This window comes from Streptomyces sp. NPDC026377 (genome assembly GCF_055567715.1).
This window is the reverse complement of the sequence record NZ_JBVHPV010000002.1, coordinates 325,671-350,980: the sequence shown is the minus strand read 5'-3', so window position 1 is coordinate 350,980 and position 25,310 is coordinate 325,671. Positions and strand designations below refer to the sequence as shown.

Here is a 25,310-nt window from a genome sequence, read left to right as displayed (position 1 = left end):
CCGCGTCCACGCGCGCGTGGACGCGCCCTGCCCGTAGCGGCCGCTACTCCGCGAAGGTCGCGGCGAGCGCCTCGGCCAGACCCGGGACGAGACCGGCACCGGTGAGCACCTCGGTCGGCGAGTCCTTCTCGCGCAGCCGTACGGCCGAGTCGCGGGCGCCGTCGCGCAGCACCGCCACCGTCATCCGGACCTCCTGGCGGTCGGGGTGCTTGGCCACCCACTTCGCCAGCTGCTTCTCGCTCAGGCCCTCGGGCACGGACGCCTCGGCCGACGGCGGCAGCATCAGGCGCTCCACGGTCAGCGCGCAGCCGACCACCGCGTCGGGCCAGGCGATGGTGCCCAGGAACTCGTCGAGGGCCTGGCCGGCCGGGATCTCGTCCTGTTCGATCGGGGTCAGCGGGGCGGCCGCGTCGCCCTGGTCGAGGCCGAGCTGGGCGGCGAGCCCGGGCTCCTGGGTACGGAGCTTGGCGGTGTCGACGAGGGCGAACAGCCGGGCCGGCTGATCCCAGCCGAGACCGGAGGCGTACTCGTCGATTTCCAGCACTGCGCGGGTGAGGGGGCTCGCGGCCATCGGGGGGCCGGAGGGGGAAACGTTGGACATGAGCAACATCCTGCCCTCTTTCACCCCCGGATCGGGAACTGAGTAAAGCCTCAGTAAGTTGCATGAGTGGGCTCTACGATCGCGGGGCCTGCTCAATCGACAGCGAACTTCGAGGTGCGCACCTTGGCTTTCCAGATGCCGGACCGCGGCGGAGGCCCGTCCGGGCCACGGATCAGAGTCGGCCGGCCGTCCCGCCGGATCCGGACCCTGCTCATGACATTGGGCATCCTGGCCGTGCTGGCCATGGCCTTCGTCATGTTCGCCGGGTTCTGGACGGACTGGCTCTGGTACCGCTCGGTGCACTATTCGTCCGTATTCACCACCACCCTGTGGACCAAGATCGGCCTGTTCTCGTTCTTCGGCGTCCTGATGGCTGTGGCCGTCGGGCTGAACATCTGGCTGGCGCACCGGCTGCGGCCGCCGCTCAGCGCGATGTCGCTGGAGCAGCAGAGCCTGGACCGCTACCGGATGGGCATCGCCCCGTTCAAGAAGTGGCTGCTCCTGGGCATCGCCGCGCTCGTCGGCCTGATCGCCGGAGCCTCCGCCTCCGGGCAGTGGCGCACCTGGCTGCTGTGGGTCAACGGAGTGCCGTTCGGGCAGAAGGACCCCCAGTTCCACCTGGACGTGTCGTTCTACGCCTTCGACCTGCCGTGGTACCGGTTCCTGGTCGGCTTCGGCTTCGCGGCGACCGTGCTCTCCCTGATCGCGGCGGCCCTGACGCACTACCTCTACGGCGGGCTGCGGATCACCAGCCCGGGCGCGCGCGCCACCGGCGCCGCCACCGGGCACCTGTCGGTGCTGCTCGGCGTCTTCGTCGCCCTGAAGGCCGTGGCGTACTGGCTGGACAGGTACGGCCTCGCGGTGAAGTCCAGCGACTTCAAGGCCAGCAGTAACTGGACGGGCCTGCGGTACGTGGACGCCAACGCCTATCTCCCGGCGAAGACGATCCTGTTCTGCATCGCCGTCATCTGCGCGGTGCTCTTCTTCGCGACGCTGTGGCGCCGCACCTGGCAGCTCCCGGTGATCGGCTTCGGCCTGATGGTCCTCTCGGCCATCCTGATCGGCGGGCTCTACCCGGCGATCGTGCAGAAGTTCCAGGTCCAGCCGAACGAGCAGGCCAAGGAGGCGCCGTACATCCAGAAGAACATCGACGCCACCCGCAAGGCGTACGGGATCGACCGCACCGAGGTGCGGGACTACCAGGGGACGACGGCGGCGGAGGACAACGGCAAGCTGCGCGCCGACGCCGACACGGCGGCCAGCTACCGGCTGATCGACCCCAATGTGGTCACCCCCGCCTTCCAGCAGCTCCAGCAGGAGCGCAAGTACTACCAGTTCGCCGTACCGCTGGACGTGGACCGCTACACGGACAAGGACGGCAAGGAGCAGGACACGGTCGTCGGTCTGCGTGAGCTGAACCTCAACGGCATCGACAAGCGCAACTGGATCAACGACCACTTCACCTACACCCACGGCTACGGGATGATCGCGGCCAAGGGCACCAGCGTGGACTCCACGGGCTCCCCGGACTTCACCGAGTCCGGCCTGCCCACCAAGGGCCAGTTCGACAAGAACACGTACGAGCAGCGGATCTACTACGGCGAGAAGACCGAGCAGTACTCGATCGTCGGCGGTCCGCAGAAGGAGCTCGACTACGAGGCCGAGGGCAAGGGCCAGAAGACGACGAGCTTCGCCGGCAAGGGCGGCGTCAGCCTCTCCAATCCCTTCAACCGCGCCGCGTACGCGGTGGCCTTCAGCGAGCCGCAGATCCTGTACTCGGGGGCCATCGGCGAGGGCTCGAAGATCCTCTACAACCGCACCCCGAAGCAGCGGGTGGAGGCGGTCGCCCCGTGGCTGACCATCGACGGCGATCCCTACCCGGCCAAGATCGGCCACCGGATCCAGTGGGTCGTCGACGCGTACACCACGACCAACGGCTACCCCTACGCCTCGCGCACCACGCTCGGCGAGACGACCGCCGACTCGCTGACCACCCGTCAGCGCGCGGTGGTGGCCCAGCAGAACCAGGTCAACTACATCCGCAACTCGGTGAAGGCCACCGTCGACGCCTACGACGGCACGGTCACGCTGTACCAGTGGGACACCCAGGACCCGGTCCTCAAGACCTGGATGAAGGCGTTCCCGCACACGGTGAAGCCGAAGGCCGACATCCCCGAGGACCTGCTGGCCCATCTGCGGTACCCGCAGGACATGTTCAAGGTCCAGCGCGAGCTGCTGACGCGGTACCACGTCACCGAGCCGGTGCAGTTCTACACCGGCAGTGACGCCTGGCAGGTGCCGGACGACCCGACCAACAAGGACGGCGTCGCGGTCCCGCCGTACTACCTGTCGATGAAGATGCCGGGCGCCGAGAAGGAGGGCAACAAGTTCTCCCTCACCACGACGTTCACCCCGAACGGACGGCCCAACCTGGGCGGCTTCATGGCGATCGACGCGGACGCGGCCAGCAAGGACTACGGCACGATCAGACTGCTCAGGGTCACGGACAACGTCCAGGGCCCGCAGCAGGTGCAGAGCAAGCTCAACGGCCTCCCCGAGGTCGCCGAGTTCGTCCGCAACCTGCGGGGCAGCGACTCCGAGATCGACTACGGCAATCTGCTGACCGTGCCGCTGGGCGGCGGGTTCCTGTACATCGAGCCGGTGTACGCGCGCGGTGGCTCCGCCAACTACCCGCTCCTGAAGAAGGTCGGCGTCTCCTACGGGGACAAGACCGTCTTCAAGGACACCCTGGCCCAGGCGCTGAACGCGGTGTTCGGCGTGGACGGGGCCGAGCCGCCCGCCACCAAGCCGCCGACGGACACCACCAAGCCGCCGGCGACCGGCACCGACGCCACGGTGGAACAGGCCATCAAGGACGCCCAGAAGGCGTACGACGACGGCCAGAAGGCGCTCCAGAAGGGCGACTTCGCGGCGTACGGCAAGGCGCAGCAGGAGCTCCGGGCGGCGCTCCAGCGGGCCGCCGAGGCCGAGGCCAAGGCCAAGGGGGCGACCGGGGGGTCCGGCAGCGGCGGGTAAATCCGGTAAATGCTCCGTTCCGCGTCGTGATACGTTGTATTCACCGACGCGGGGTGGAGCAGCTCGGTAGCTCGCTGGGCTCATAACCCAGAGGTCGCAGGTTCAAATCCTGTCCCCGCTACTCACGGACGAGGGCCCGGATCCATCAGGATCCGGGCCCTCGTCGATTTGCGCTGTCCGGATGTGCCCCTGCTGCGTTTGGCTTATCTCTCTGTGGGCATGTCGACAAAACGCCGAAGTGACCTCACTGGCTGCGGTATACCAGGTGTACGCGGGTAGCGGGTGGTGCGACGATGGTATTTATGGGGGACAGGGCAACTCTGTTGGAGACAGGGCGGTTTGCGCAGATGCGCTCCGATGACGCCGCTGATGCCGAGACCGAGGCACGGCACCGGCGTGCTGCCGACGGCGGCGACGCCGTGTCCATGAGCGTTCTCGGCTCCCTGCTGCTGCGCCGCGGCGACCTCGACAGCGCCGAGCCCTATCTGCGCGGCGCCACCGCCGAGGGCGACCGCGCCGCGGCCAACAACCTCGGCGTCCTGCTGCACCAGCGCGGATACGCGGACGAGGCGGCCGGCTGGTGGCGCATCGCCGCCGTCGCCGGTTCCGCCGCCGCGGCCCACGCGCTGGGCCGCCACTACCGCGAGCGCGGTGATGAGCCGGCGGCCGAGTACTGGCTGCGCCAGTCCGCCGAGCAGGGCCACGCGCTGGGGGCGTACGCCCTGGCCGACCTGCTGGAGCACCGCGGCGACGTGGGCGCCGAGCGCTGGCTGCGTGCCGCCGCCGAGCAGGGCCACCGGGAGGCCGCGTACCGCCTCGCCCGGCTCATCGACCAGCGCGGCGAGCGCGACGGCGCCGACTCTGACATCGCTGTCGAGCCCGAGGCGGACGCCGACGCCAGGAGCGCCGAGGCCGAGCAGTGGTACCGCCAGGCCGCCGCGCGCGGCCACCGGCGGGCCGCGCTGCACCTCGGCGCGATCCTGGAGAAGCGCGGCGAGCTGAAGGAGGCCGGGCGCTGGTACCTCACCTCGGCCAAGGACGGCGAGGCCAAGGCCGCCTGCGCGCTCGGGTTCCTGCTCAAGGACGCGGGCGACGAGGAGAGCGCGGCCGTGTGGTGGCTGCGCGCCGCCCAGGACGGCGACGGCAACGCCGCCAACGCCCTGGGCGCCCTGCACGCGGCCCGGGGCGAGACGCAGACCGCCGAGCGCTGGTACCGCGCGGCGATGGACGCGGGGGACGACAACGGGGCGTACAACCTGGCACTTCTCTGCGCAGCCCAGGAGCGCACCGCGCAGGCCGAGCAGTGGTACCGGCGCGCCGCCTACGCGGGCCACCGCGAGGCGGCCAACGCGCTCGCCGTGCTGCTGCTCCAGGCCGGCGACGCGACCGGTGCCGAGCCGTGGTTCTCCAAGGCGGCCGAGGCGGGCAGCGTCGACGCGGCCTTCAACCTGGGCATCCTCTTCGCCAGCCGCGACGACGACCGGACCGCCCTGAAGTGGTACGAGCGGGCGGCGGCGGCCGGGCACACCGAGGCGGCCCTCCAGGTCGGCATGGCGCTGCTCCGGGACGGTGAGGAGGCAGCGGCCGAGCGGTACCTGCGCTGCGCCGCGGGCGGCGGCAGCGCGGAGGCGGCGTTCCGGCTCGCCACGCTCCTCGACGCGCGCCAGCCGCCGGCGGGCGCGCCGGTGCTCGGCGAGCCGGTGGCCGACAAGACGGAGTGCGAGGAGTGGTACGAGCGCGCCGCCTCTCAGGGGCACCGGCGCGCCCAGGTCCGGGTGGGCATGCTCGCGGCGGCCCGGGGCGACCAGGAGGGCGCCGCGCGCTGGTACCGGGAGGCGGCCGAGGCGGGCAGCCGCAACGGCGCCTTCAACCTCGGGCTGCTGCTGGCCCGCGAGGGCCGCGAGCGGGAGGCCGCGCTGTGGTGGGCCAGGGCCGCCCAGGCGGGGCACGGGCGGGCCGCGTTGCGGCTCGCGCTGCTCGCCGCGCGGTGCGGGGAGCTGGCGGAGGGGCAGCGCTGGTGCGCGCGGGCGGTGGAGCTCGGTCCGGCCGAGGTGGCGGAGCGGGCGGCGCGGCTGCGGGAGGCCCTGCACGAGGAGCTGACGGCGTAGCGCCGCGTGAGCGGGGCGCGCGGCCGATCGGGTTTGCGCTGGTCGGCGCGGTGACGTACTGTTGGGTTCACCGACGCGGGGTGGAGCAGCTCGGTAGCTCGCTGGGCTCATAACCCAGAGGTCGCAGGTTCAAATCCTGTCCCCGCTACCAAGTATTCAGGGCCCGGATCCAATGGATCCGGGCCCTGTTTCGTATGTCCGTGCGGGTCGGTGGGTGGTTTGCGCCCGCCCGTTCCGCCCACTTTGCGGAACGCGTGCCCACAGCCCTCGCGGGACGGAAAGTACGGGCGCGAACACGCCCTCCGCCCCGCGCCGACCGTTCTAGGACTTCGCGCAGTCCGGGCAGACGCCCCGGTAGGTGACCTCGACGTCGGACACCGTGAACCCGAAGCGCTCCCCGGCGGGAAGGTCCGCCAGCGGGTCGCCGCTCGGGTGCACGTCCCGGATCGCGCCGCACAGGGCGCAGACCAGGTGGTGGTGGGGCCGGTGCGCGTTCGGGTCGTACCGCTTGGCGCGGCGGTCCGTCGAGACCTCGATGACCTCGCCGAGCGTCACCATCTCGCCCAGCGTGTTGTAGACGGTCGCGCGGGAGATCTCCGGCAGCTTGGCCACCGCGCGCGCGTGGACCTCGTCCGCCGTCAGATGCATGTGGTCCCCGTCGAGGACCTCGGCCACGACGCGCCGCTGAGCCGTCATGCGCCAGCCGCGTCCGCGGAGTCGTTCCAGCAGGTCACTCATGAGGGCCAGCCTAACAGTCGGGGGAGTGAATCCCGAACGGGTGTGACTTTGGATGGTTGTTTGACTTAGACAAAGTCCATTGTAGGATCGGCAACAGGCACAGGCCAAGGGACAGGACTCGCAGGAATGACGCAGGAGGCGCACGTGACGCAGGGACCGCTCACCACGGAGGCCGGCGCGCCGGTGGCCGACAACCAGAACAGTGAGACCGCGGGCGTCGGCGGCCCGGTGCTTCTCCAGGACCAGGCGCTCCTGGAGAAGCTCGCGCACTTCAACCGCGAGCGCATCCCGGAGCGCATAGTCCACGCGCGCGGTGCGGGCGCGTACGGCACGTTCACGGTGACCCGGGACGTCACGCGCTGGACGCGCGCGAAGTTCCTCTCCGAGGTCGGCAAGGAGACCGAGACGTTCCTGCGCTTCTCCACCGTGGCGGGCAACCTCGGCTCGGCCGACGCCGTGCGCGACCCGCGCGGCTTCGCGCTGAAGTTCTACACGGAGGAGGGGAACTACGACCTGGTCGGCAACAACACGCCCGTCTTCTTCATCCGGGACGCCATCAAGTTCCCCGACTTCATCCACACCCAGAAGCGCGACCCGTACACCGGCTCCCAGGAGGCCGACAACGTGTGGGACTTCTGGGGCCTGAGCCCCGAGTCCACCCACCAGGTCACCTGGCTCTTCGGCGACCGCGGCATCCCGGCCACCCTGCGCCACATGAACGGGTACGGCTCGCACACGTACCAGTGGAACAACGAGGCGGGCGAGGTCTTCTGGGTCAAGTACCACTTCAAGACCGACCAGGGCATCAAGAACCTCACCCAGGCGGAGGCCAACAAGCTCGCGGGCGAGGACCCCGACAGCCATCAGCGTGATCTGCGCGAGGCCATCGAGCGCGGCGACTTCCCGTCCTGGACCGTGCAGGTCCAGATCATGCCGGCGGCCGACGCGGCGACGTACCGGTTCAACCCGTTCGACCTCACCAAGGTGTGGCCGCACGCGGACTACCCGCCGATCGAGATCGGCAAGCTGGAGCTCAACCGCAACCCGGAGAACATCTTCGCCGAGGTCGAGCAGTCGGTCTTCAGCCCGGCGCACTTCGTGCCCGGCATCGGCCCGTCCCCCGACAAGATGCTCCAGGGCCGCCTCTTCGCGTACGGCGACGCGCACCGCTACCGCGTCGGCATCAACGCCGACCACCTGCCGGTCAACCGCCCGCACGCCACCGAGGCGCGCACCAACTCCCGCGACGGTCATCTGTACGACGGCCGCCACAAGGCCGCGAAGAACTACGAGCCGAACAGCTTCGGCGGCCCGCGGCAGACCGGGCGCCCGCTGTGGCAGCCGGTCCCCGTCGCCGACCTGACGGGCAACCACCCCGCCCCGCTGCACGCCGAGGACGACGACTTCGTCCAGGCGGGCAATCTGTACCGGCTCTACTCCGAGGACGAGAAGACCCGGCTGATCGAGAACCTGTCCGGCTTCATCGCCAAGGTCTCGCGCGACGACATCGCCGAGCGCGCGATCGAGAACTTCCGCAAGGCGGACGAGGACTTCGGCAAGCGGCTGGAGGCCGCGGTCCAGGCCCTGCGCGGCTGAACAGCACTGGATCGCTTGCCGTGGGCAGTCGGAGGGCCGGTTCCCCAGGGGGCCGGCCCTCCGCGCGTGTCCGGGCGCGTATCGCCCGGGTGTGTGCCGGAACGCGCGTGTCCCCGCGCGCCCGTGGCGGTTCAGCCGACCAGTTCGGCCGGGTGGCGCCGGGTGGGCGCCCAGCAGCGGATGATGTCCCGGACCGAGACCACGCCGACCGGCCCGGCCCCGTCCAGGACGATCAGATGCCGGAAGCCGCCGTGCGTCATCGCGCCGGCCGCCTCGTCCAGGGTCCAGCCCGGCGCCGCGAAGACGACGTCGGTGGTGGTGTGGGTGCTCGCGGTCTCCCGGTCCGGGTCCTGGCCCTGGCCGAGGGAGTTGAGGATGTCGCGCTCGGTGAGGATGCCGAGCCCGCTGGTGTCGGGGTCGAGGACGACGGCCGCTCCGACGCGGCGCGCGGCCATCAGCCGGGCGGCCTGACGGAGGGTGTGTTCGGGTCCGATGGTGAGGACCACCGTGCTCATGGCGTCACGGACGAGCATGGATGGAGCCACCTCCTTGGTGAACCCCCGTGGTCCCGTACGGGAGTACGGGAAACGAGAACGGATTCACAAGTTCACAAGTGTGGGGACTCATAGAGTCGCATCCGGGGACGCGCGTCAACAAGAGGGTGGTAGAGGTCAGTTGAGGGGCGCGTAAAAGTACGACCCACGCCCCTCCCCCGCCCCAGGCGCGAGGCCGCGCCGGAGCGAGCCGCGGATCAGTCCGCGGTGCCCACGTGGTTCAACAGCTCGTCGTGGAGGAGGCCGTTGGAGGCCGCCGCGTTGCCGCTGTGCGGGCCCTCCTTGCCGTCCAGACCGGTGAAGACGCCGCCCGCCTCCTGCACCACGATCACGTTCGCCGCCATGTCCCACAGCGACAGCTCCGGCTCGGCGCAGATGTCCACCGACCCCTCCGCGACCATCATGTACGGCCAGAAGTCGCCGTACGCGCGCGTACGCCAGCACGCCCGGGTCAGGTCCAGGAAGTCGTCGAGCTTGCCGCGCTCCTCCCAGCCGCTCAGCGAGGAGTACGCGAACGAGGCGTCCGCGAGCCGGGAGACGCTGGAGACCCGCAGCCGGGACGCCTGCGACAGGCTGCGGCCGGTGTACGCGCCGTGCCCCTTCGCCGCCCACCAGCGGCGGTTGAGCGCGGGCGCCGACACCACGCCGACCACCGGCCGGTAGCCGCCCTCGCCCGCCTCCATCAGCGCGATCAGCGTGGCCCAGACCGGCACCCCGCGCACGTAGTTCTTCGTGCCGTCGATCGGGTCGATCACCCAGCGGCGCGGACCCGTTCCCTCCAGGCCGTACTCCTCGCCCAGGATCGCGTCCCGGGGCCGCGCTCGCTGGAGATGGCCGCGGATCAGCTCCTCGGCGGCCTTGTCGGCCTCGCTCACCGGCGTCATGTCCGGCTTGGTCTCGACCTTCAGGTCGAGCGCCTTGAACCGGTCCATCGTCGCGGCGTCGGCTGCGTCCGCGAGGACGTGGGCGAGCCGGAGATCATCGTGGTAGTCGGGCATGGCCACACCGTATCGACCAGTACCTGCGGGGACCACATGGCCCGGGATGCGGACACCGGCCATGGTCCCCCTGCCGCCCGCCGCGGCTCTTGACAGTGCCGGGGCGCGCGTCAACTCTGAGGACGGCCCGCTCGCACGGCCCGGGGAGGCGCGATGCCCACAGCGCGGGAAGCCCTACTGGACGCCGCCCTCTCGGCGCTCGCGGCACGGCCCTGGTCGGCGGTGCGGATGGTGGACGTGGCCTCGTCCGCGGGGGTGTCCCGGCAGACGCTCTACAACGAGTTCGGCAGCAAGGAGGGGCTGGCCCGCGCCCTGGTGCGGCGCGAGGCCGATGTCTATCTGCGCGGGGTCGACCGGGTCCTCGCCGAACGGGCGACACCGGCCGACCGGCTGGTCGCGCTGGTGGAGTGGACCGTGCGCTCGGCGCGCGCCAGTGCGCTGATCCGGGCGCTGCTCACCGGCTGCCGAGACGAAGGGCTGCCCGCCCCGCGCGCACCCCGCACGCCGGGCGCGCACGCTCCCGTACCGGCGCAGCGGCGCGCGGACGCAGGGATTCCGGGCCCCTCCGAGCTGGTGGCGGTGGTACGGGACCGGTCGCTGGCGGCGCTGGAGAAGGAACTGCCCGGAGTGGAGCCGGGCGAGCTGGCGCGCTGCTGCGAGACGGTGGTGCGGCTCGCCCTGTCGTACGTGCTGGCACCGGACCCGGGGCCGCCCGCGGGGCCCGGCGGGGGCGGCCACGCGGCCCATGTCCGCGCGGTCCTGGCCCGCACCCCGGTGCGGCCCGCGCTCTGAGCACGGGCGCCGGGGCGGGCAGGCGCCGCGCCCCGCGCCGGCCTCAGTGGGCCGAGCCCGAGATCTGCAGGCCGATCACGCCCACGATCACCAGCGAGATCGACACCAGCTTCAGCGTGGAGACCACGTCGCCGAGGAAGACCATGCCGTAGACCGCGGTGCCCGTCGCGCCGATGCCGGTCCACACCGCGTACGCCGGGCCGACGTCCAGCTTCCGCAGGGAGAGGGTCAGCAGACCGAACGAGCCCAGCGCGAAGACCGCGAAGGCGATGGTCGGGGCGATCCGGGTGAAGCCGTGCGACAGTTTGAGACAGACGGCGAACCCCGTCTCCAGGATTCCGGCGACCACCACCAGCAGCCACGCCATGTCCACACCCTCCCGCAACACATAGGTGACTGCTCGTCATCGCTACCGCGATTATGCACGTGGCGTCCGTCAGTCGCCCTCGTGGCGCTCCCGGGTGGCGAGCAGCCGGCGCAGCGAGTAGAGCCGCGCCGGGTCGGCGTGCCCCTGGGCGACCCAGGCGTCCAGCGCGCACTCCACCTCGTCGTGGCTGCACGCGCGCGGGCAGTTCTCGGTGCCGGGCACCAGGTCGGGGAAGGCGAGGATGACCCGGGAGGGGTCGACGTGGTGCAGGCCGAACGACCGCACGCCCGGGGTGTCGATCACCCAGCCGCCGTCGCTGCTCGCCAGCGGCAGTGCGAGCGCCGAGGTGGTGGTGTGCCGGCCGCGGCCCGTGACCGCGTTGACATGGCCGGTGATGCGCCGGCGGTCCTCCGGCACCAGCGCGTTGACCAGCGTCGTCTTGCCGACACCGGAGTGGCCGACGAACGCGGTGGCCTTGCCGCCGAGGTGCGCGCGCACCCGGTCCGCCGCGTCGCCGCTGTAGAGCTCATCGCGCGAGGTGACGACGTGCGGGACGCCCAGGGCCCCGTACATCTCCAGGAGTTCGTCCGCCGGGGCCAGGTCCGACTTGGTGAGCACCAGCAGGGGGGTGAGCCCCGCGTCGTACGCGGCGACCAGACAGCGGTCGATCAGCCGCGGGCGCGGCTCGGGGTCCGCCAGCGCGGTGACGATCGCCAGCTGGTCGGCGTTGGCGACGATCACGCGCTCGAACGGGTCGTCGTCGTCGGCCGTGCGGCGCAGCACCGAGCTGCGCTCCTGGATGCGCACGATCCGCGCCAGGGTGTCCTTCTCGCCCGAGAGATCCCCGACGATCATGACCCGGTCGCCGACCACCGCGGCCTTGCGGCCCAGCTCGCGGGCCTTCATCGCGGTGACCGTGCGGTCCTCGACGAGGCAGGTCAGCCGGCCCCGGTCGACGGTGAGGACCATGCCCTCGCTCGCGTCCTCGTGCTTGGGGCGGATGGTGGTGCGGGGACGGTTGCCCTTGCGGTTCGGGCGGACCCGGATGTCGTCCTCGTCGGGGTTCTTGCCGTAGCGGCGCATCTGCTCAGGCCCCGCTCAGTTTCCGGCCCCGGCCAGCATCCCGGTCCACATCCGGGGGAAGTCCGGCAGCGTCTTGGCGGTCGTCGCCACGTTCTCGATCCGCACGCCCTCCACGGCGAGGCCGATGATCGAGCCCGCGGTGGCCATGCGGTGGTCGTCGTACGTGTGGAAGACGCCGCCGTGCAGCGCGCGCGGGCGGATGTGCAGCCCGTCGGCGGTCTCGGTGACATCGCCGCCGAGCTCGTTGATCTCCTTGGTGAGGGCCGCCAGGCGGTCCGTCTCGTGCAGACGCAGATGGGCGACACCGCGCAGCGTCGAGGGCGAGTCGGCCAGCGCGGCCACCGCCGCGATGCCCGGGGTGAGCTCGCCGACCTCGCTCAGGTCCACGTCGATGCCGTGGATCGCGCCCGAGCCGGAGAAGACCAGGCCGCGCTCGGTCAGCTCGCAGGAACCGCCCATCTCGGTGAAGATCCGCCGCAGCTGGTCGCCCGGCTGGGTGGTGCGCTCGGGCCAGTCCGGGATCGTCACCTTGCCGCCGGTGATCAGGGCGGCCGCCAGGAACGGCTGGGCGTTGGACAGGTCCGGCTCGACCGTGAGGTCGCGGCCGAGCAGCGCGGACGGCGAGACCCGCCACACGTTCGGCTCGCCGCCGGTCTCCGGCTCGTCCACCTGAGCGCCGACCGAGCGCAGCATGTCGACGGTCATCCGGATGTGCGGCATGGACGGCAGGGTGGCGCCGGTGTGCCGTACCTCCACGCCCTGGTTGAAGCGGGGCGCGGAGAGCAGCAGCGCGGAGACGAACTGCGACGAGGAGGAGGCGTCGATCCGGACCCGGCCGCCGTCGAGGGCGCCGCCGCCGTGCACGGTGAGCGGGAGCGCGCCCCGGCCGTCGTCGTCGATCCGCGCGCCGAGCGCGCGCAGCGCGTCGATCACCCCGGTCAGGGGCCGTTCGTAGGAGCGGGGGTCGCCGTCGAAGCGGACCGGGCCGTCGGCGAGGGCGGCGACGGGCGGCAGGAAGCGCATGACCGTACCGGCGTTGCCCACGTCGATGGTGGCCGGGCCGTGCAGACCGGCGGGGATCACGCGCCAGGCCTCGCCGGAGCCGTCGGGGCCCACGCCCTCCTCGATGCCGACGCCGAGCGCGCGCAGCGCCTCGGCCATCAGCAGGGTGTCCCGGGAGCGCAGGGGGCGGCGCAGCCAGCCGGGCTCGGCGGCGAGGGAGGCCAGGACCAGCGCCCGGTTGGTGACCGATTTCGATCCGGGCACGGTGACCGTCGCGTCGACGGCTCCGCTCGCGACGGGGGCGGGCCAGAGGGCGGGGTGCACGGGCGTTTCGGTCATGGCTCTCACTTTAGTGGGGGGAGAACCTAGAGTCCGAGCAGCCACCGTCCGCCGCCGATGAGCGAGCAGACCGAGACGGCGTGGAAGAGGAAGAGCCAGAGCGCCGGTGGTACGGAGGTGAGCCGCGCCAGCTGGTCGGCGTCCGTGTCGCTGACGGCGCCGCCGCGGTGCCGGCGGCGCTTGGCCTGGAGCTCGAAGGCGGGACGCACGCCCCCCAGCAGCAGGAACCACACCACCGTGTACGCGAACGCGGACTGCACGTCGGACGAGGTCAGCCAGGACACCAGCAGGAAGGCGGCGCCGCTGAGGACCACGGTGAGCACGCCGTACGCGTTGCGGATCATCACCAGCATCGCGAGCAGCAGGGCGGTGGCGACCCAGAGCAGCAGGGTGACGCGGTGGGCCGCGAGCAGCCAGGCGCCGCCGAGGCCGAGCAGCGGGGGAGCGGTGTAGCCGGCGGCGGCGGTCAGGATCATGCCGAGGCCGGTCGGGCGGCCCCGGCTGACGGTGAGGCCGCTGGTGTCGGAGTGGAGCCGGATGCCGTCCAGACGGCGGCCCGTGAGCAGCGCGACCAGGCCGTGGCCGCCCTCGTGGGCGATGGTGATCGCGTTGCGGGACAGCCGCCAGAGGCCGTGCGGCAGGACGACGGCGAGGGCGGCTGCCGCGGTGGCGACCACCAGCCACTGGGCGGGGGCGGCCTGGGTGCCGAAAACGTGCAGGTCGGGCATTTTGTCGGCCATTTCCGGGACGGTTCCTCTTGGTCGGCTGCCGCGTGGCAGGGTGACGGTCATGTGTGGGAGGTATGCGGCGAGTCGTAGCCCCGAGGATCTCGCGGGCGTCTTCGAGATAGAGAAGTGGGACCCCGATCCGGCCGAGACGCTGGCGCCCGACTGGAACGTGGCCCCGACCAAAGAGGTCTACGCGGTCCTGGAGCGTCCACTGAAAGACGCGGACGACCCGCGTCCGGTTCGCCAGCTGCGCAAGCTCCGGTGGGGGCTTGTGCCGTCCTGGGCGAGCTCACCGGACGGGGCTGCCCGGATGATCAACGCACGGGCGGAGACGGTGCACGAGAAGCCGTCCTTCCGCCGGCCCTTCGCGGCCCGCCGCTGCATCATTCCGGCGGACGGCTACTACGAGTGGGTCACCGGGGCGGAGGAGCGCGAGCTGGAGGTCGAGGGGAAGCGGAAGCGGCCGCGCAAGCAGCCGTACTTCATCTCCCCGGCGGACGGGTCGGTGTTCGCCATGGCCGGGCTGTACGAGTTCTGGCGCGACCGTACGCTGCCGGACGATCATCCGGCGGCCTGGTGGGCGACGTGCTCGGTGATCACGACGGAGGCGGAGAAGGGGCCGCTGGGGGTGGCGCCCCCGGAGGGGCCGTCCACCCTGTACGCGATCCATCCCCGGATGCCGTTGATGCTGCCGCGGTCGCGGTGGGACGCGTGGTTGGATCCGTCGTCGACGGCTGTGGAGGAGGTGCGGGGGTTGCTGGGGCCTCCGCCGGAGGGGTTGATGCGGGCGTATGCGGTGTCGACGGCGGTGAGCAATGTGCGGAACAACGGGCCGGAGTTGTTGAAGGAGCTGGCGGGGCCGGAGGAGGGAACCCTGTTTTGAGCCCCTCCCCGCCCCTTCCCCAAACCCTCCGGGGGTGGGGGCGCCGGACCCCGGGGGTGGGGGCGCCGGACCTGCTGGTAGCGGGGCTGCGCCCCTGCACCCCGACGGGGCTGCGCCCCTGCACCCCGACGGGGCTGCGCCCCCGGCCGCCCGCTTCGCGTTTGTCCGCCGGGCGTGGTGGGTTGCTCGCGCAGTTCCCCGCGCCCCTGGAAGTTGATGGCTGAGCTGAGTTCTCCGGCTGCGGGGGACTGCCTCAGGGGCGCGGGGAACCGCGCGGGCAACCCCCACCGGGCCCGCAGACGAGGTCGGGCCCTTCAGGGGTGCCCCGCCCGCGGAGTTCAGCGCGGCAGGATGGGGGTGTGAGCCACAGCGATCTCATCGAGACTTCCGCCGGGGATGCCCGGATCACCTGGCACCACGCCAAGGACCCGCACCTGACCCTCGCCCTCGGCCACGGCGCCGGCGGCGGCATCGAGGCACGCGACCTCGTCGCGCTCGCCGCCGCCCTCCCCCCGCTCGGCGTCACCGTCGCCCTGGTGGAGCAGCCCTGGCGAGTCGCCGGGAAGAAGGTGGCCCCCGCCCCCAAGACCCTCGACACGGGGTGGCGGGCGGTGTGGCCCGCCCTCGCCGCAGCCGGGGTCCCCGTCGTCTCCGGCGGCCGCAGCGCCGGGGCCCGGGTCGCCTGCCGGACCGCGCGCGAGCTCGGCGCGCACGCCGTGCTCGCGCTGAGCTTCCCGCTGCACCCGCCGGGCAGGCCCGAGAAGTCCCGTGCCGAGGAACTGCTCGGCACCGGAGTGCCCACCCTCGTCGTCCAGGGCGGCAACGACCCCTTCGGGCGGCCCCAGGAGTTCCCCGGGGAGTTCACCGCGCAGGCCCCCGCAGGGGGCCGCCGGCTCGTGGAAGTGCCCTCCGGGGACCACGGGTTCGCCGTGCCCAAGCGGGGCCCCCTCACGCAGGACGAGGCCCTGGCCGTCATCACCGAAGGCGTCGGCCCGTGGGTGGCCGCGCTGCGGGAATGACACGTACCGGCCCGCTGTTGTCAGGGACGTAAACATTCGCAGGGCCGGTATTTCGTGGACAGGGAGTCCTTCGCATGGGTTCGACCATCTGCCCCAGCCGCTCGCGCGCCGCTGATCTCGCGGGGGCACCTCCCAGCGGTAGCTGGGGGAGGACGGTGCTGTCGGCAGGCAAGACCGCTCCTATTCGAGCGGCGGCCGGACCGGATCGTCGTCTATTCTCCGATTCGAGCGGGTCCGGTTTCGGACTCGTCACACCGTTCGAGGAGGTGGGTCCGGTCACAGGGACCGACGACGGCCACGTGGAAGAGTCGACCGCCGAGCGCAACGCGCGCTTCGAGCGGGATGCCCTCGGCTACCTCGACCAGATGTACTCGGCCGCGCTGCGCATGACGCGCAACCCCGCGGACGCCGAGGACCTGGTGCAGGAGACCTACGCGAAGGCATACGGATCCTTCCACCAGTTCCGGGAGGGGACGAACCTCAAGGCTTGGCTCTACCGGATTCTCACCAACACCTTCATCAACTCGTACCGCAAGAAGCAGCGTGAACCCCAGCGCAGCGCCGCCGAGGAGATCGAGGACTGGCAGCTCGCGCGCGCCGAGTCGCACATGTCGACCGGTCTGCGGTCGGCCGAGTCGCAGGCGCTGGACCACCTGCCCGACTCCGACGTGAAGGAAGCCCTCCAGGCGATCCCCGAGGAGTTCCGCATCGCCGTGTATCTGGCGGACGTGGAGGGCTTTGCGTACAAGGAGATCGCGGACATCATGGGTACACCCATCGGTACGGTGATGTCCCGGCTGCACCGGGGCCGCCGCCAACTGCGCGGAATGCTGGAGGACTACGCCCGTGACCGCGGGCTCGTCCCGGCCGGCGCCGGCGAGTCGGACGAAGCGAAAGGCTCGGGCTCATGAGCTGCGGAGAGCCGCACGAGACGGACTGCTCTGAGGTCCTGGACCATCTCTACGAGTTCCTCGACCACGAGATGCCCGACAGTGACTGCAACAAGTTCGAGGTGCACTTCGAGGAGTGCTCGCCGTGCCTGGAGAAGTACGGCCTCGAACAGGCCGTGAAGAAGCTGGTGAAGCGGTGCTGCGGGTCTGACGACGTCCCCGCCGACCTGCGCTCCAAGGTCATGGGCCGGATCGACCTGATCCGCTCCGGCCAGGCCGTGCCGGACCAGGACATCGTCACCGAGGGCTGAGCCGGGGGACCGTCCACGGTTCCCGCGGAAGGAAGGGCCGCTGCCACGGGCGCGGCCCTTTTTCGTTCTCCCGTGCCGCACCCGTCCCGCCCGTCCTTCCGGACCGGTTCCGCGCATGCCTGTCCCGCGTCTCTGTCACCCGAAGGTGCTAATCCGCGGGGACCTAAACGGTTCAATCCGACAATGCGCCTACCCGCCGTCCCGCGCGGGCCTATCCTCCCGATCCGGAGCAGGAGGGAGGCGCGCCATGGACCGACCGCGGTGGCGGACCCTGCCCTGGGGGGCGCGTGTCGTTCTCCTGGGCGCGGTGGTGGGCGCCGGAGCGTGTGCCTCACCCGTGGCGCGCACGGACGTCCCCTGGGGCGCGCTGGGCCTGCTCGCCGGGCTGTACGCGCTGTGCGAATGGCCCGCGCGCTGCCCCTTCCTTGCCGGGAGGGTGACCGTCCCGACCGCCTCCGGTTCCTTCTTCCCCGTGCTGCTCGCCGCCGCGTTCCTGCTGCCGCCCGCCGCGGCCGCGCTGGTCGCGGTCCCGGGCGCGCTGCTCACCAGGGCCGAACAGGAGCCCCGGTCCTTGCGCCGCCTGTGGCGCGCCGCCCAGCTGGCGCTCGCCGTGTGCGCCGCGGCCGAGGCGCACGCACGGCTCGGCGGACGCCCCCCGCTCGGCGGCGCCCCGGCGGCCCCGGCCCCCGACTTCCCGTACGTCCTGCTGCCCGCCGGGGCCGCCGCGCTGGTCTTCTGCGCGGTCCTGGCCGCCCTCGACGGGCTGATCCTGTGGACCGCCGAGCGGCTGCCCGCCCGGACCGCCTGGCGCGGGCTGCTGCTGCGCTCCCTGGGCCCGTACTGCGTCCACGGCCTCGCCGGGCTGATGATGGCGGTGCTCTGGCGCAGCCCGTACGGCCCGCCCGCCGCCCTGCTGGTGCTGCTCCCGATGTACGTCTCGTGCTGGGTCTTCGCGCAGTACCACCGCGAGCACGCCGCCCACCAGGCCACCATCCGCGCGCTGGTGCAGGCCGTCGACATCAAGGACACCTACACGCGCGGCCACAGCGAGCGCGTGGGCCTCGCCTCCGTGCTGATCGCCCGGGAGCTCGGCATGGACGAGAGCCGCCTGGAGGTGCTGCGGTTCGCCGGGATCCTGCACGACGTGGGCAAGCTGGGCGTGCCCACCCGGCTGCTGCGCAAGGACGGGCCGCTCACCCCGCAGGAGCGCGCGGTGATCGAGCTGCACCCCGAGTACGGCCACGAGATGGTCCGCGGGATCGGCTTCCTCGGCGAGGCGCGCGCCGCGATCCTGCACCACCACGAACGGCTCGACGGCAGCGGCTACCCCTATGGCCTCGCCGGACCGCAGATCCCCGAGTTCGCCCGCGTGGTCGCCGTCGCCGACGCCTTCGACGCGATGACCTCGACCCGCTCCTACAGCCGCGCCCGGCCGGTGCGGGCGGCGGTCGAGGAGCTCCAGCGGTGTGCCGGACGCCAGTTCGACCCCGCGATGGTACGGGCCCTGGTACGCGCCCTCGACCGGCACGGCTGGCACCCCGCGGTGACCGCCGACGAGCCGGACCGGGGCGCGGGAGGGGCGCGCGGAAACGTCCCGGCGTGCGACGCCGCCCCGGCCGGGCGCCCATGAGCCCGGCGCGGGCGCGGGCGGTGCCCTCCACCGTCGCCGTGGTCTACGGGGCCGCGGCCGCCCTCGCCGCCTGGGCGCTGGCCGCCACCTTCTGGTCCGGGGTCGAGGAACCCGGGGTCGCCCTCGCCTTCGGGACCCTGGTCACCGTCGGGGAACTGGCCCGCTGGGGGAACGGCACAGACGGCACGGACGGGGCCGACGGGGACACCGTCCGCGAGTGCGCGCCGCTCGGCTCGGCGGGCGCCCTCGCCTACGCCCTGCTCGGCCAGAACGCCGGGCACGCCACCCACCACGGCGTCCCGCAGTCCGTCGCCGTGGTGCTGGCCGCCGCCCTGGTGGGCGCGGTGCCGCACGTGGCGCGTGGCCGGGGCCCCAGCCCGGACCAGATGGCCCGGCGGGTGCTGACCGTCGCCTTCGCCGCCGCCTGCTTCCAGCCGCTGTACAACTCGGGCGCGCTGGAGCTGTGGGTCGGGCACGGCCCGTACTACGCGCTCTTCCTGCTGCTCGTCCTGGTGCTCACCGCCCTGTGCGACGCTGTCGTCGCCGCCGCGCTGCTGCGGGCCCGCACCTCCTTCCCGTACGGCCCGCTCCTGCGCGACGAGCTGCGGGCGCTGCTCGGCATCGGCTCGGCGGTCTGCGCCACCGGCGCCGTCATCGCCCTCGCGGTCGCCGTGGCGGGGCTGTGGGCGCTGCCGGTGTTCTGTGTGCCGCTGCTCCTGACCCAGCTCGCGTTCCGCCGGTACGCGGCGGTGCGCACCACCTACCGGCAGACCATCACCTCGCTCGCCCGCGCCACCGAGATCGCCGGCTACACCCAGCCCGGCCACGCCCGCCGGGTCGCGGCGCTCAGCCGGGCCGTCGGGCGCGAGCTGGGGCTCTCCGAGTCCGAGCTGACCGTCCTGGAGTACGCGGCGCTGATGCACGACATCGGCCAGCTCTCGCTGGTCGACCCGGTGCCCGCCGGGGCCACCGCCCCCCTGCCCGCCGCCGAGCAGCGCCGGATAGCGCTCCTCGGCGGGGCCGTGGTGCGCCAGACGGGGGTGCCCGCCGAGGTCGCGGTGATCGTGGAGCGGCAGGCCGACCCGTACCGCGAGCAGCCGCTGCCCGCCCGGATCGTGCGAACGGTCAACGCCTACGACGACCTCGCGGGCTCCCCGGGCGGTCCGGGGAGCTCCCTGAGCGCCCTGGAGCAGCTGCGGCTGGGCACCGGACGGGACCATCAGCCCGAGGTCGTGGAATCCCTGGCACGCGTCCTGGCCAGGGGCTGTCTGACCCTGGCGGCACCTGGGTAACCCAGGAGTAATGAGCGGCCTTCCGGCCGGGCATGGTTGGATGCGAAAGAACCCAGAAAACTGGGAGACCGAAGACCGGCTCGGAGGCAGGTCGGTCTGGGCAGGCGGGAATCGTGAGGATCTTCGGCAAGGGACGGCACCGGCCCTCCGCCTCGTGGCGGCAGGCCACGGACCGTGCGTTCACGCTGATCGGCGACGGCAGGTACGAGGACGCCGGCGCGCTGCTGACGCGCGCGGCGGATCTGGAACCGTGGCTCTCCGAGTCCTGGTTCAACCTGGCGCTGCTCCACAAGTTCCGGCACGACTGGGAGCAGGCGCGCGCCGCGGGCCTGCGGGCCGTGGCGCTGCTGGACAAGGAGACGGGCGCCCCCGACTGGTGGAACGTCGGGATCGCCGCCACGGCGCTCCAGGACTGGCCGCTGGCGCGGCGGGCCTGGCAGGCGTACGGACTGAAGGTGCGCGGCTACCAGGAGAGCGCCACCGGCACCGGTGAGCCGCTGGGAATGGAGCTGGGCAGCGCGGCCGTACGGCTCTCGCCCGAGGGCGAGGCCGAGGTGGTGTGGGGCCGCCGGCTGGACCCGGCGCGGATCGAGGTCCTGTCGATCCCGCTGCCGTCCTCCGGGCGGCGCTGGGGCGAGGTGGTCCTGCACGACGGGGTGCCGCACGGCGAGCGCACGGTCGCGGCCGGGTCCTCCTTCCCCGTCTTCGACGAGATCGAGCTGTGGGCGCCCTCGCCGGTGCCCACCTGGGTGGTGCTCCTGGAGGCCGCCACCGAGGCCGACCGGGACGCCCTGGAGCGCCTCGCGGCCGACGCGGGCTTCGCCGCCGAGGACTGGTCGTCGTCGGTGCGGCTGCTGTGCCGGGCCTGCTCGGAGTCGACGATGCCCAGCGACGAGGGCGACGGCGAGCACCTGGACCCGCACGACCACAGCGAGCCGGGCCACCCGGGGCCGCTGGGCCACCGCACGGCCGGTGACCTGTGGGTGCCCGAGCGCGAGTGCGGGATCGCGGCGCCGCCGGGGCTGGTGCGCGGGCTGCTGGACGGATGGGTCGCGGACAGCCCCGACAGCCGCGAGTGGCGGGATCTGGAGGAAGTCTGCTGACCGCCCCCGTAGGCTGTACGGGTTCGGAATCGGGTTTTTGAGGAAGGCGTACGGCGGACATGTCGCAGCAGGAGACGGACCAGCAGGTCGAGAACGACGGGTTCGTCGTCGACACGGAGGACTGCGAGGAGCGCGAGCAGGCGTACCGCGCCCGGGGCACGTCCCGGCCCATCACGGTCGTCGGCAACCCGGTGCTGCACAAGGAGTGCAAGGACGTCACCGAGTTCGACGCCAAGCTCGCCGCGCTGATCGACGACATGTTCGCCAGCCAGCGCACCGCCGAGGGCGTGGGCCTGGCCGCCAACCAGATCGGCGTGGACCTGAAGGTCTTCGTCTACGACTGCATGGACGACGAGGGCGTGCGCCACGTCGGCGTCGTGTGCAACCCGGTCCTAGAGGAGCTCCCCGCCGACCGCCGGGTCCTGGACGAGTCCAACGAGGGCTGCCTGTCGGTCCCGACCGCCTACGCGGAGCTGGCCCGCCCCGACTACGCGGTGGTGCGCGGCCAGGACGCCGAGGGCAACCCGATCCGGGTGCGCGGCACCGGCTACTTCGCCCGCTGCCTCCAGCACGAGACGGACCACCTGTACGGCTACCTGTACATCGACCGCCTCTCCAAGCGCGACCGCAAGGACGCGCTGCGGCAGATGGCGGAGAACACGCCCCGGTACGAGGTCGTCCCGAACGACTAGTCGTCCATACGTACGGCGAAGGGGCCCGCGCCACCGACGGTGCGGGCCCCTTCGCCGTATCCGGAGCCTAGAACTCCTCGTCGAAGCCCACCGAGCCCTCGACCGCCACCTGGTAGGCGGACGGGCGGCGCTCGAAGAAGTTCGTGAGCTCCTGGACGCCCTGGAGCTCCATGAACGAGAACGGGTTCGAGGAGCCGTACACCGGCGCGAAGCCGAGGCGCGTCAGGCGCTGGTCGGCGACGCACTGGAGGTACTCGCGCATCGACTCGGTGTTCATGCCCGGCAGACCCTCGCCGCACAGGTCGCGCCCGAACTGCAGCTCCGCCTCGACGGCCTCCTTGATCATGTCGGTGACCTGCTGCTGGAGCGCGTCGTCGAAGAGGTCCGGCTCCTCCTTGCGGACGGTGTCCACGACCTCGAAGGCGAAGTTCATGTGCATCGTCTCGTCGCGGAACACCCAGTTGGTGCCGGTGGCGAGGCCGTGCAGCAGACCGCGCGAGCGGAACCAGTACACGTACGCGAAGGCGCCGTAGAAGAACAGGCCCTCGATGCACGCCGCGAAGCAGATCAGGTTCAGCAGGAAGCGGCGGCGGTCGGCCCGGGTCTCAAGCCGCTCGATCTTTTCGACCGAGTCCATCCACTTGAAGCAGAACTGGGCCTTCTCGCGGATGGAGGGGATGTTCTCCACCGCGTCGAACGCGGCCGAGCGGTCGTCCGGATCGGGCAGGTAGGTGTCGAGCAGCGTCAGATAGAACTGGACGTGCACGGCCTCCTCGAAGAGCTGACGGCTCAGATACAGCCGCGCCTCGGGGGAGTTGATGTGCTTGTACAGCGTCAGGACCAGGTTGTTCGCCACGATCGAGTCGCCCGTGGCGAAGAACGCCACCAGCCGCCCGATCATGTGCTGCTCGCCCGGCGAGAGCTTGGCGAGGTCGGCGACGTCGGAGTGGAGGTCGACCTCCTCCACCGTCCAGGTGTTCTTGATCGCGTCCCGGTAGCGCTCGTAGAAGTCCGGGTAGCGCATCGGACGCAGGGTCAGCTCGAAGCCCGGGTCGAGCAGGTTCTTGTCGGTGGAGCTCATTACTGGCAGGCCTCGCAGGACTCGGGGTTCTCAAGGGAGCAGGCGACCGCGTCGGCGTCGGGGGCCGCCTGCTGGACGGGGATGGGGGCGCTGGCCTGCGCGGCGCGGGCGATGCGCGTGGCCGGGCGCGAGCGCAGGTAGTACGTCGTCTTCAGCCCCTGCTTCCAGGCGTACGCGTACATCGACGACAGCTTGCCGATGGTGGGCGTCTCCAGGAACAGGTTCAGCGACTGCGACTGGTCCAGGAACGGGGTGCGGGCCGCGGCCATGTCGATCAGGCCGCGCTGCGGGATCTCCCACGCCGTGCGGTAGAGCGCGCGCACGTCGGCGGGGATCCAGCTGAAGTCCTGGACCGAGCCGCTCGCCTCGCGCAGCGCCTCGCGGGACTGCGCGTCCCACACGCCGAGCCTCTTCAGGTCCTCCACCAGGTAGGCGTTGACCTGGAGGAACTCACCCGAGAGCGTCTCGCGCTTGAAGAGGTTGGAGACCTGCGGCTCGATGCACTCGTACACACCGGCGATGGAGGCGATGGTCGCGGTCGGGGCGATCGCGAGGAGCAGCGAGTTGCGCATGCCCACCGCGGCGATCCGCTCGCGCAGCGCCGCCCAGCGCTCCGGCCAGTTCAGCTCGACGTCGTAGTGGTCCGGGTGCAGCACACCGCGCGCCGTACGGGTCTTCTCCCAGGCGGGCAGCGGGCCCGACCGCTCGGCCAGGTCGCAGGACGCCTCGTACGCCGTGAGCATGATGCGCTCGGCGAGCTTCGTCGACAGGGCCTTCGCCTCGGGGGAGTCGAAGGGCAGGCGCAGCTTGAAGAAGACGTCCTGCAGGCCCATCGCGCCCAGGCCCACCGGACGCCACTTGGCGTTGGAGCGGCCGGCCTGCTCGGTCGGGTAGAAGTTGATGTCGACGACCCGGTCGAGGAAGGTCACGGCGGTGCGGACGGCCCCGTCCAGCCGCTCCCAGTCGATCTCGCCGGAGGCCAGCACGAAGGCGCCGAGGTTGACCGAGCCGAGGTTGCAGACGGCCGTCTCGCCGTCGTCGGTGACCTCCAGGATCTCGGTGCAGAGGTTCGAGGAGTGGACCGTGTGGCCGGGCTCCGCCGTCTGGTTGGCGGTCCGGTTGGAGGCGTCCTTGAAGGTCATCCAGCCGTTGCCGGTCTGCGCCAGGGTGCGCATCATCCGGCCGTACAGGTCCCGCGCCGGGATCGTCTTCTGGGCCAGACCCGCGGCCTCGGCCCTGCGGTAGGCGGCGTCGAACTCCTCGCCCCACAGGTCGACCAGCTCGGGCACGTCGGCGGGGGAGAACAGCGACCAGGTGCCGTCCGCGTCCACCCGGCGCATGAACTCGTCCGGGATCCAGTGCGCCAGGTTCAGGTTGTGCGTGCGCCGGGCGTCCTCGCCGGTGTTGTCGCGCAGCTCCAGGAACTCCTCGATGTCGGAGTGCCAGGTCTCCAGGTAGACCGCCGCCGCGCCCTTGCGCCGCCCGCCCTGGTTGACCGCCGCCACCGAGGCGTCCAGCGTCTTCAGGAACGGCACGATGCCGTTGGAGTGGCCGTTGGTGCCCCGGATGAGCGAGCCGCGCGAACGGATGCGGGAGTACGAGAGGCCGATGCCGCCCGCGTGCTTGGACAGGCGCGCCACCTGGTGGTAGCGGTCGTAGATCGAGTCCAGCTCGTCCAGCGGGGAGTCCAGCAGATAGCAGCTGGACATCTGCGGGTGGCGGGTGCCGGAGTTGAAGAGGGTGGGGGAGGACGGCAGGTAGTCGAGCCGGCTCATCAGCCCGTACAGCGAGGCGACCTCGTCCAGCGCGCGCACCGAGTCGTTCTCGGCCAGACCGGCCGCGACCCGGAGCATGAAGTGCTGGGGGGTCTCGATGACCTGGCGGGTGATCGGGTGCCGCAGCAGATAGCGCGAGTAGAGCGTGCGCAGGCCGAAGTAGCCGAAGCGGTCGTCGGCGCCGTCCGCGAGGGAGGTCGCGACCAGCGCGTCGAGGCGGGCCGCGTGCAGCCGCACGAAGTCGGCGGTGCGGTCCGCGATCAGCCCCTCGCGGTGGCCGACCTCGACGGAGTCGGAGAACGAGACCGAGCCCTGACCCGCGGCCTCCTCGGCGATCGTGAGCGTCAGCAGCCGGGCGGCGAGGCGGGAGTACGCCGGGTCCTCGGAGATCAGACCAGCGGCGGCCTCGGTGGCGAGCCCACGCAGCTCCGCCTCGTCCGAGCGCGCGTTGCGGCCGCGCAGCGCGGCGGCGGCGACACGGCCGGGGTCGGTGTCCGGCAGGTCGGCGGTGAGGTCGGTCAGGGTCCGCAGCAGGGCGGTCCCGGGGGCATCGGCCGACTCCTCGGCGATCGCTGAAGCGGGATCCGCAGGGGCGATGGTCACGTGGGGGCACTCCTCGCTCGGCACGGGGCCTCGGGGAGCGTGCGGGCACGCGGACACACCCCTTCGGGGGTACGCCGCGTCCACTTGCC

At 71.9% G+C, this 25,310-nt stretch carries 22 protein-coding genes and 2 tRNA genes; 14 read left to right on the top strand and 10 right to left on the bottom strand.

Annotation, left to right across the window (positions count from 1 at the left end; translation table 11 throughout):
- Window positions 1–43 precede the first annotated feature (43 nt).
- The gene (locus tag ACZ4MU_RS05675) at window positions 44–610 is read right to left on the bottom strand and encodes a PPA1309 family protein (protein ID WP_358832402.1); all 567 of its coding nucleotides are present in this window, start codon (window positions 608–610) and stop codon (window positions 44–46) included.
- 126 nt (window positions 611–736) lie between these two features.
- On the opposite strand from ACZ4MU_RS05675, the gene ACZ4MU_RS05670 reads away from it, so the two are divergent.
- From ACZ4MU_RS05670 to ACZ4MU_RS05655, 4 genes are all read left to right on the top strand, one after another.
- A complete protein-coding gene (locus tag ACZ4MU_RS05670) occupies window positions 737–3,637 on the top strand; it encodes a UPF0182 family membrane protein (protein WP_467872231.1) in 2,901 nt (966 codons plus the stop codon).
- A gap of 47 nt (window positions 3,638–3,684) precedes the next feature.
- Window positions 3,685–3,758, top strand: a tRNA-Met gene (locus ACZ4MU_RS05665).
- Window positions 3,759–3,930: 172 nt separating this feature from the next.
- The gene (locus ACZ4MU_RS05660; RefSeq protein ID WP_467871346.1) at window positions 3,931–5,745 is read left to right on the top strand and encodes an SEL1-like repeat protein; all 1,815 of its coding nucleotides are present in this window, start codon (window positions 3,931–3,933) and stop codon (window positions 5,743–5,745) included.
- A gap of 74 nt (window positions 5,746–5,819) precedes the next feature.
- Window positions 5,820–5,896: transfer RNA gene (locus ACZ4MU_RS05655), tRNA-Met, on the top strand.
- Between the two features lie 170 nt (window positions 5,897–6,066).
- Here ACZ4MU_RS05655 and ACZ4MU_RS05650 read toward each other — a convergent pair.
- The gene (locus ACZ4MU_RS05650; protein ID WP_467871343.1) at window positions 6,067–6,483 is read right to left on the bottom strand and encodes a Fur family transcriptional regulator; all 417 of its coding nucleotides are present in this window, start codon (window positions 6,481–6,483) and stop codon (window positions 6,067–6,069) included.
- A 126-nt stretch (window positions 6,484–6,609) separates the two neighbouring features.
- Between ACZ4MU_RS05650 and ACZ4MU_RS05645 the strand changes: the two genes are divergently transcribed.
- On the top strand, window positions 6,610–8,079 hold the full coding sequence (locus ACZ4MU_RS05645; protein ID WP_467871341.1) for a catalase: 1,470 nt from the start codon (window positions 6,610–6,612) through the stop codon (window positions 8,077–8,079).
- Window positions 8,080–8,210: 131 nt separating this feature from the next.
- Here the strand turns inward: ACZ4MU_RS05645 and ACZ4MU_RS05640 are convergent, their stop codons facing one another.
- Both ACZ4MU_RS05640 and hisN read right to left on the bottom strand, forming a co-directional pair.
- Window positions 8,211–8,612 carry a CBS domain-containing protein gene (locus ACZ4MU_RS05640; RefSeq protein WP_467871338.1) on the bottom strand — a complete coding sequence of 134 codons (402 nt, stop codon included), beginning with the start codon at window positions 8,610–8,612 and terminating at the stop codon, window positions 8,211–8,213.
- 218 nt (window positions 8,613–8,830) lie between these two features.
- A complete protein-coding gene (hisN, locus tag ACZ4MU_RS05635) occupies window positions 8,831–9,631 on the bottom strand; it encodes a histidinol-phosphatase (protein WP_467871336.1) in 801 nt (266 codons plus the stop codon).
- Between the two features lie 153 nt (window positions 9,632–9,784).
- Between hisN and ACZ4MU_RS05630 the strand changes: the two genes are divergently transcribed.
- On the top strand, window positions 9,785–10,423 hold the full coding sequence (locus ACZ4MU_RS05630) for a TetR/AcrR family transcriptional regulator (RefSeq protein ID WP_467871333.1): 639 nt from the start codon (window positions 9,785–9,787) through the stop codon (window positions 10,421–10,423).
- 43 nt (window positions 10,424–10,466) lie between these two features.
- Here the strand turns inward: ACZ4MU_RS05630 and ACZ4MU_RS05625 are convergent, their stop codons facing one another.
- The 4 genes from ACZ4MU_RS05625 to ACZ4MU_RS05610 form a co-directional block, all read right to left on the bottom strand.
- Window positions 10,467–10,790, bottom strand: a complete 324-nt coding sequence (locus ACZ4MU_RS05625) for a DMT family transporter (RefSeq protein WP_467871331.1) — start codon at window positions 10,788–10,790, stop codon at window positions 10,467–10,469.
- 69 nt (window positions 10,791–10,859) lie between these two features.
- On the bottom strand, window positions 10,860–11,873 hold the full coding sequence (gene rsgA, locus ACZ4MU_RS05620) for a ribosome small subunit-dependent GTPase A (RefSeq protein ID WP_467871329.1): 1,014 nt from the start codon (window positions 11,871–11,873) through the stop codon (window positions 10,860–10,862).
- A 15-nt stretch (window positions 11,874–11,888) separates the two neighbouring features.
- Entirely contained in the window at window positions 11,889–13,214 is a 1,326-nt protein-coding gene (gene aroA / locus ACZ4MU_RS05615; RefSeq protein WP_467871326.1) for a 3-phosphoshikimate 1-carboxyvinyltransferase, read from the bottom strand.
- 26 nt (window positions 13,215–13,240) lie between these two features.
- Entirely contained in the window at window positions 13,241–13,954 is a 714-nt protein-coding gene (locus ACZ4MU_RS05610; protein ID WP_467871323.1) for a M50 family metallopeptidase, read from the bottom strand.
- A gap of 49 nt (window positions 13,955–14,003) precedes the next feature.
- On the opposite strand from ACZ4MU_RS05610, the gene ACZ4MU_RS05605 reads away from it, so the two are divergent.
- The 8 genes from ACZ4MU_RS05605 to def all read left to right on the top strand — a co-directional run bounded on the left by ACZ4MU_RS05605 (window position 14,004) and on the right by def (window position 21,762).
- Window positions 14,004–14,825, top strand: a complete 822-nt coding sequence (locus ACZ4MU_RS05605; RefSeq protein WP_467871320.1) for an SOS response-associated peptidase — start codon at window positions 14,004–14,006, stop codon at window positions 14,823–14,825.
- A gap of 359 nt (window positions 14,826–15,184) precedes the next feature.
- Window positions 15,185–15,844 carry an alpha/beta hydrolase family protein gene (locus ACZ4MU_RS05600; protein ID WP_467871317.1) on the top strand — a complete coding sequence of 220 codons (660 nt, stop codon included), beginning with the start codon at window positions 15,185–15,187 and terminating at the stop codon, window positions 15,842–15,844.
- Window positions 15,845–16,110: 266 nt separating this feature from the next.
- Window positions 16,111–16,755 carry a sigma-70 family RNA polymerase sigma factor gene (locus tag ACZ4MU_RS05595; RefSeq protein ID WP_180357259.1) on the top strand — a complete coding sequence of 215 codons (645 nt, stop codon included), beginning with the start codon at window positions 16,111–16,113 and terminating at the stop codon, window positions 16,753–16,755.
- Window positions 16,752–17,045, top strand: a complete 294-nt coding sequence (gene rsrA / locus ACZ4MU_RS05590) for a mycothiol system anti-sigma-R factor (RefSeq protein ID WP_358832388.1) — start codon at window positions 16,752–16,754, stop codon at window positions 17,043–17,045. Before ACZ4MU_RS05595 ends, rsrA begins: the two co-directional genes overlap by 4 nt.
- 247 nt (window positions 17,046–17,292) lie before the next feature.
- Window positions 17,293–18,675, top strand: coding sequence for an HD-GYP domain-containing protein (locus ACZ4MU_RS05585; protein WP_467871314.1), 1,383 nt, complete (start codon window positions 17,293–17,295; stop codon window positions 18,673–18,675).
- Window positions 18,672–19,967, top strand: coding sequence for an HD-GYP domain-containing protein (locus ACZ4MU_RS05580; RefSeq protein WP_467872229.1), 1,296 nt, complete (start codon window positions 18,672–18,674; stop codon window positions 19,965–19,967). The genes ACZ4MU_RS05585 and ACZ4MU_RS05580 overlap by 4 nt, the downstream gene beginning before the upstream one ends.
- 113 nt (window positions 19,968–20,080) lie before the next feature.
- Window positions 20,081–21,070 (top strand): tetratricopeptide repeat protein, encoded by a 990-nt coding sequence (locus tag ACZ4MU_RS05575; protein WP_467871311.1) that lies wholly within the window; start codon window positions 20,081–20,083, stop codon window positions 21,068–21,070.
- A 59-nt stretch (window positions 21,071–21,129) separates the two neighbouring features.
- A complete protein-coding gene (def, locus tag ACZ4MU_RS05570) occupies window positions 21,130–21,762 on the top strand; it encodes a peptide deformylase (protein WP_467871308.1) in 633 nt (210 codons plus the stop codon).
- Window positions 21,763–21,829: 67 nt separating this feature from the next.
- Here def and ACZ4MU_RS05565 read toward each other — a convergent pair whose 3' ends face one another.
- On the bottom strand, window positions 21,830–22,843 hold the full coding sequence (locus tag ACZ4MU_RS05565) for a ribonucleotide-diphosphate reductase subunit beta (protein ID WP_467871306.1): 1,014 nt from the start codon (window positions 22,841–22,843) through the stop codon (window positions 21,830–21,832).
- Entirely contained in the window at window positions 22,843–25,221 is a 2,379-nt protein-coding gene (locus tag ACZ4MU_RS05560) for a ribonucleoside-diphosphate reductase subunit alpha (protein ID WP_467871304.1), read from the bottom strand. Before ACZ4MU_RS05560 ends, ACZ4MU_RS05565 begins: the two co-directional genes overlap by 1 nt.
- Between the last annotated feature and the right edge of the window lie 89 nt (window positions 25,222–25,310).

Excerpts from the sequence above, each read along its gene's own strand:
- ACZ4MU_RS05675 (WP_358832402.1), bottom strand. The coding sequence starts at position 610 with ATGTTGCTCATGTCCAACGTTTCCCCCTCCGGCCCCCCGATGGCCGCG.
- ACZ4MU_RS05670 (WP_467872231.1), top strand. The coding sequence starts at position 737 with ATGCCGGACCGCGGCGGAGGCCCGTCCGGGCCACGGATCAGAGTCGGC.
- ACZ4MU_RS05660 (WP_467871346.1), top strand. The coding sequence starts at position 3,931 with ATGGTATTTATGGGGGACAGGGCAACTCTGTTGGAGACAGGGCGGTTT.
- ACZ4MU_RS05650 (WP_467871343.1), bottom strand. The coding sequence starts at position 6,483 with ATGAGTGACCTGCTGGAACGACTCCGCGGACGCGGCTGGCGCATGACG.
- ACZ4MU_RS05645 (WP_467871341.1), top strand. The coding sequence starts at position 6,610 with ATGACGCAGGAGGCGCACGTGACGCAGGGACCGCTCACCACGGAGGCC.
- ACZ4MU_RS05640 (WP_467871338.1), bottom strand. The coding sequence starts at position 8,612 with ATGCTCGTCCGTGACGCCATGAGCACGGTGGTCCTCACCATCGGACCC.
- hisN (WP_467871336.1), bottom strand. The coding sequence starts at position 9,631 with ATGCCCGACTACCACGATGATCTCCGGCTCGCCCACGTCCTCGCGGAC.
- ACZ4MU_RS05630 (WP_467871333.1), top strand. The coding sequence starts at position 9,785 with ATGCCCACAGCGCGGGAAGCCCTACTGGACGCCGCCCTCTCGGCGCTC.
- ACZ4MU_RS05625 (WP_467871331.1), bottom strand. The coding sequence starts at position 10,790 with ATGGCGTGGCTGCTGGTGGTGGTCGCCGGAATCCTGGAGACGGGGTTC.
- rsgA (WP_467871329.1), bottom strand. The coding sequence starts at position 11,873 with ATGCGCCGCTACGGCAAGAACCCCGACGAGGACGACATCCGGGTCCGC.
- aroA (WP_467871326.1), bottom strand. The coding sequence starts at position 13,214 with ATGACCGAAACGCCCGTGCACCCCGCCCTCTGGCCCGCCCCCGTCGCG.
- ACZ4MU_RS05610 (WP_467871323.1), bottom strand. The coding sequence starts at position 13,954 with ATGGCCGACAAAATGCCCGACCTGCACGTTTTCGGCACCCAGGCCGCC.
- ACZ4MU_RS05605 (WP_467871320.1), top strand. The coding sequence starts at position 14,004 with ATGTGTGGGAGGTATGCGGCGAGTCGTAGCCCCGAGGATCTCGCGGGC.
- rsrA (WP_358832388.1), top strand. The coding sequence starts at position 16,752 with ATGAGCTGCGGAGAGCCGCACGAGACGGACTGCTCTGAGGTCCTGGAC.
- ACZ4MU_RS05585 (WP_467871314.1), top strand. The coding sequence starts at position 17,293 with ATGGACCGACCGCGGTGGCGGACCCTGCCCTGGGGGGCGCGTGTCGTT.
- ACZ4MU_RS05580 (WP_467872229.1), top strand. The coding sequence starts at position 18,672 with ATGAGCCCGGCGCGGGCGCGGGCGGTGCCCTCCACCGTCGCCGTGGTC.
- def (WP_467871308.1), top strand. The coding sequence starts at position 21,130 with ATGTCGCAGCAGGAGACGGACCAGCAGGTCGAGAACGACGGGTTCGTC.
- ACZ4MU_RS05565 (WP_467871306.1), bottom strand. The coding sequence starts at position 22,843 with ATGAGCTCCACCGACAAGAACCTGCTCGACCCGGGCTTCGAGCTGACC.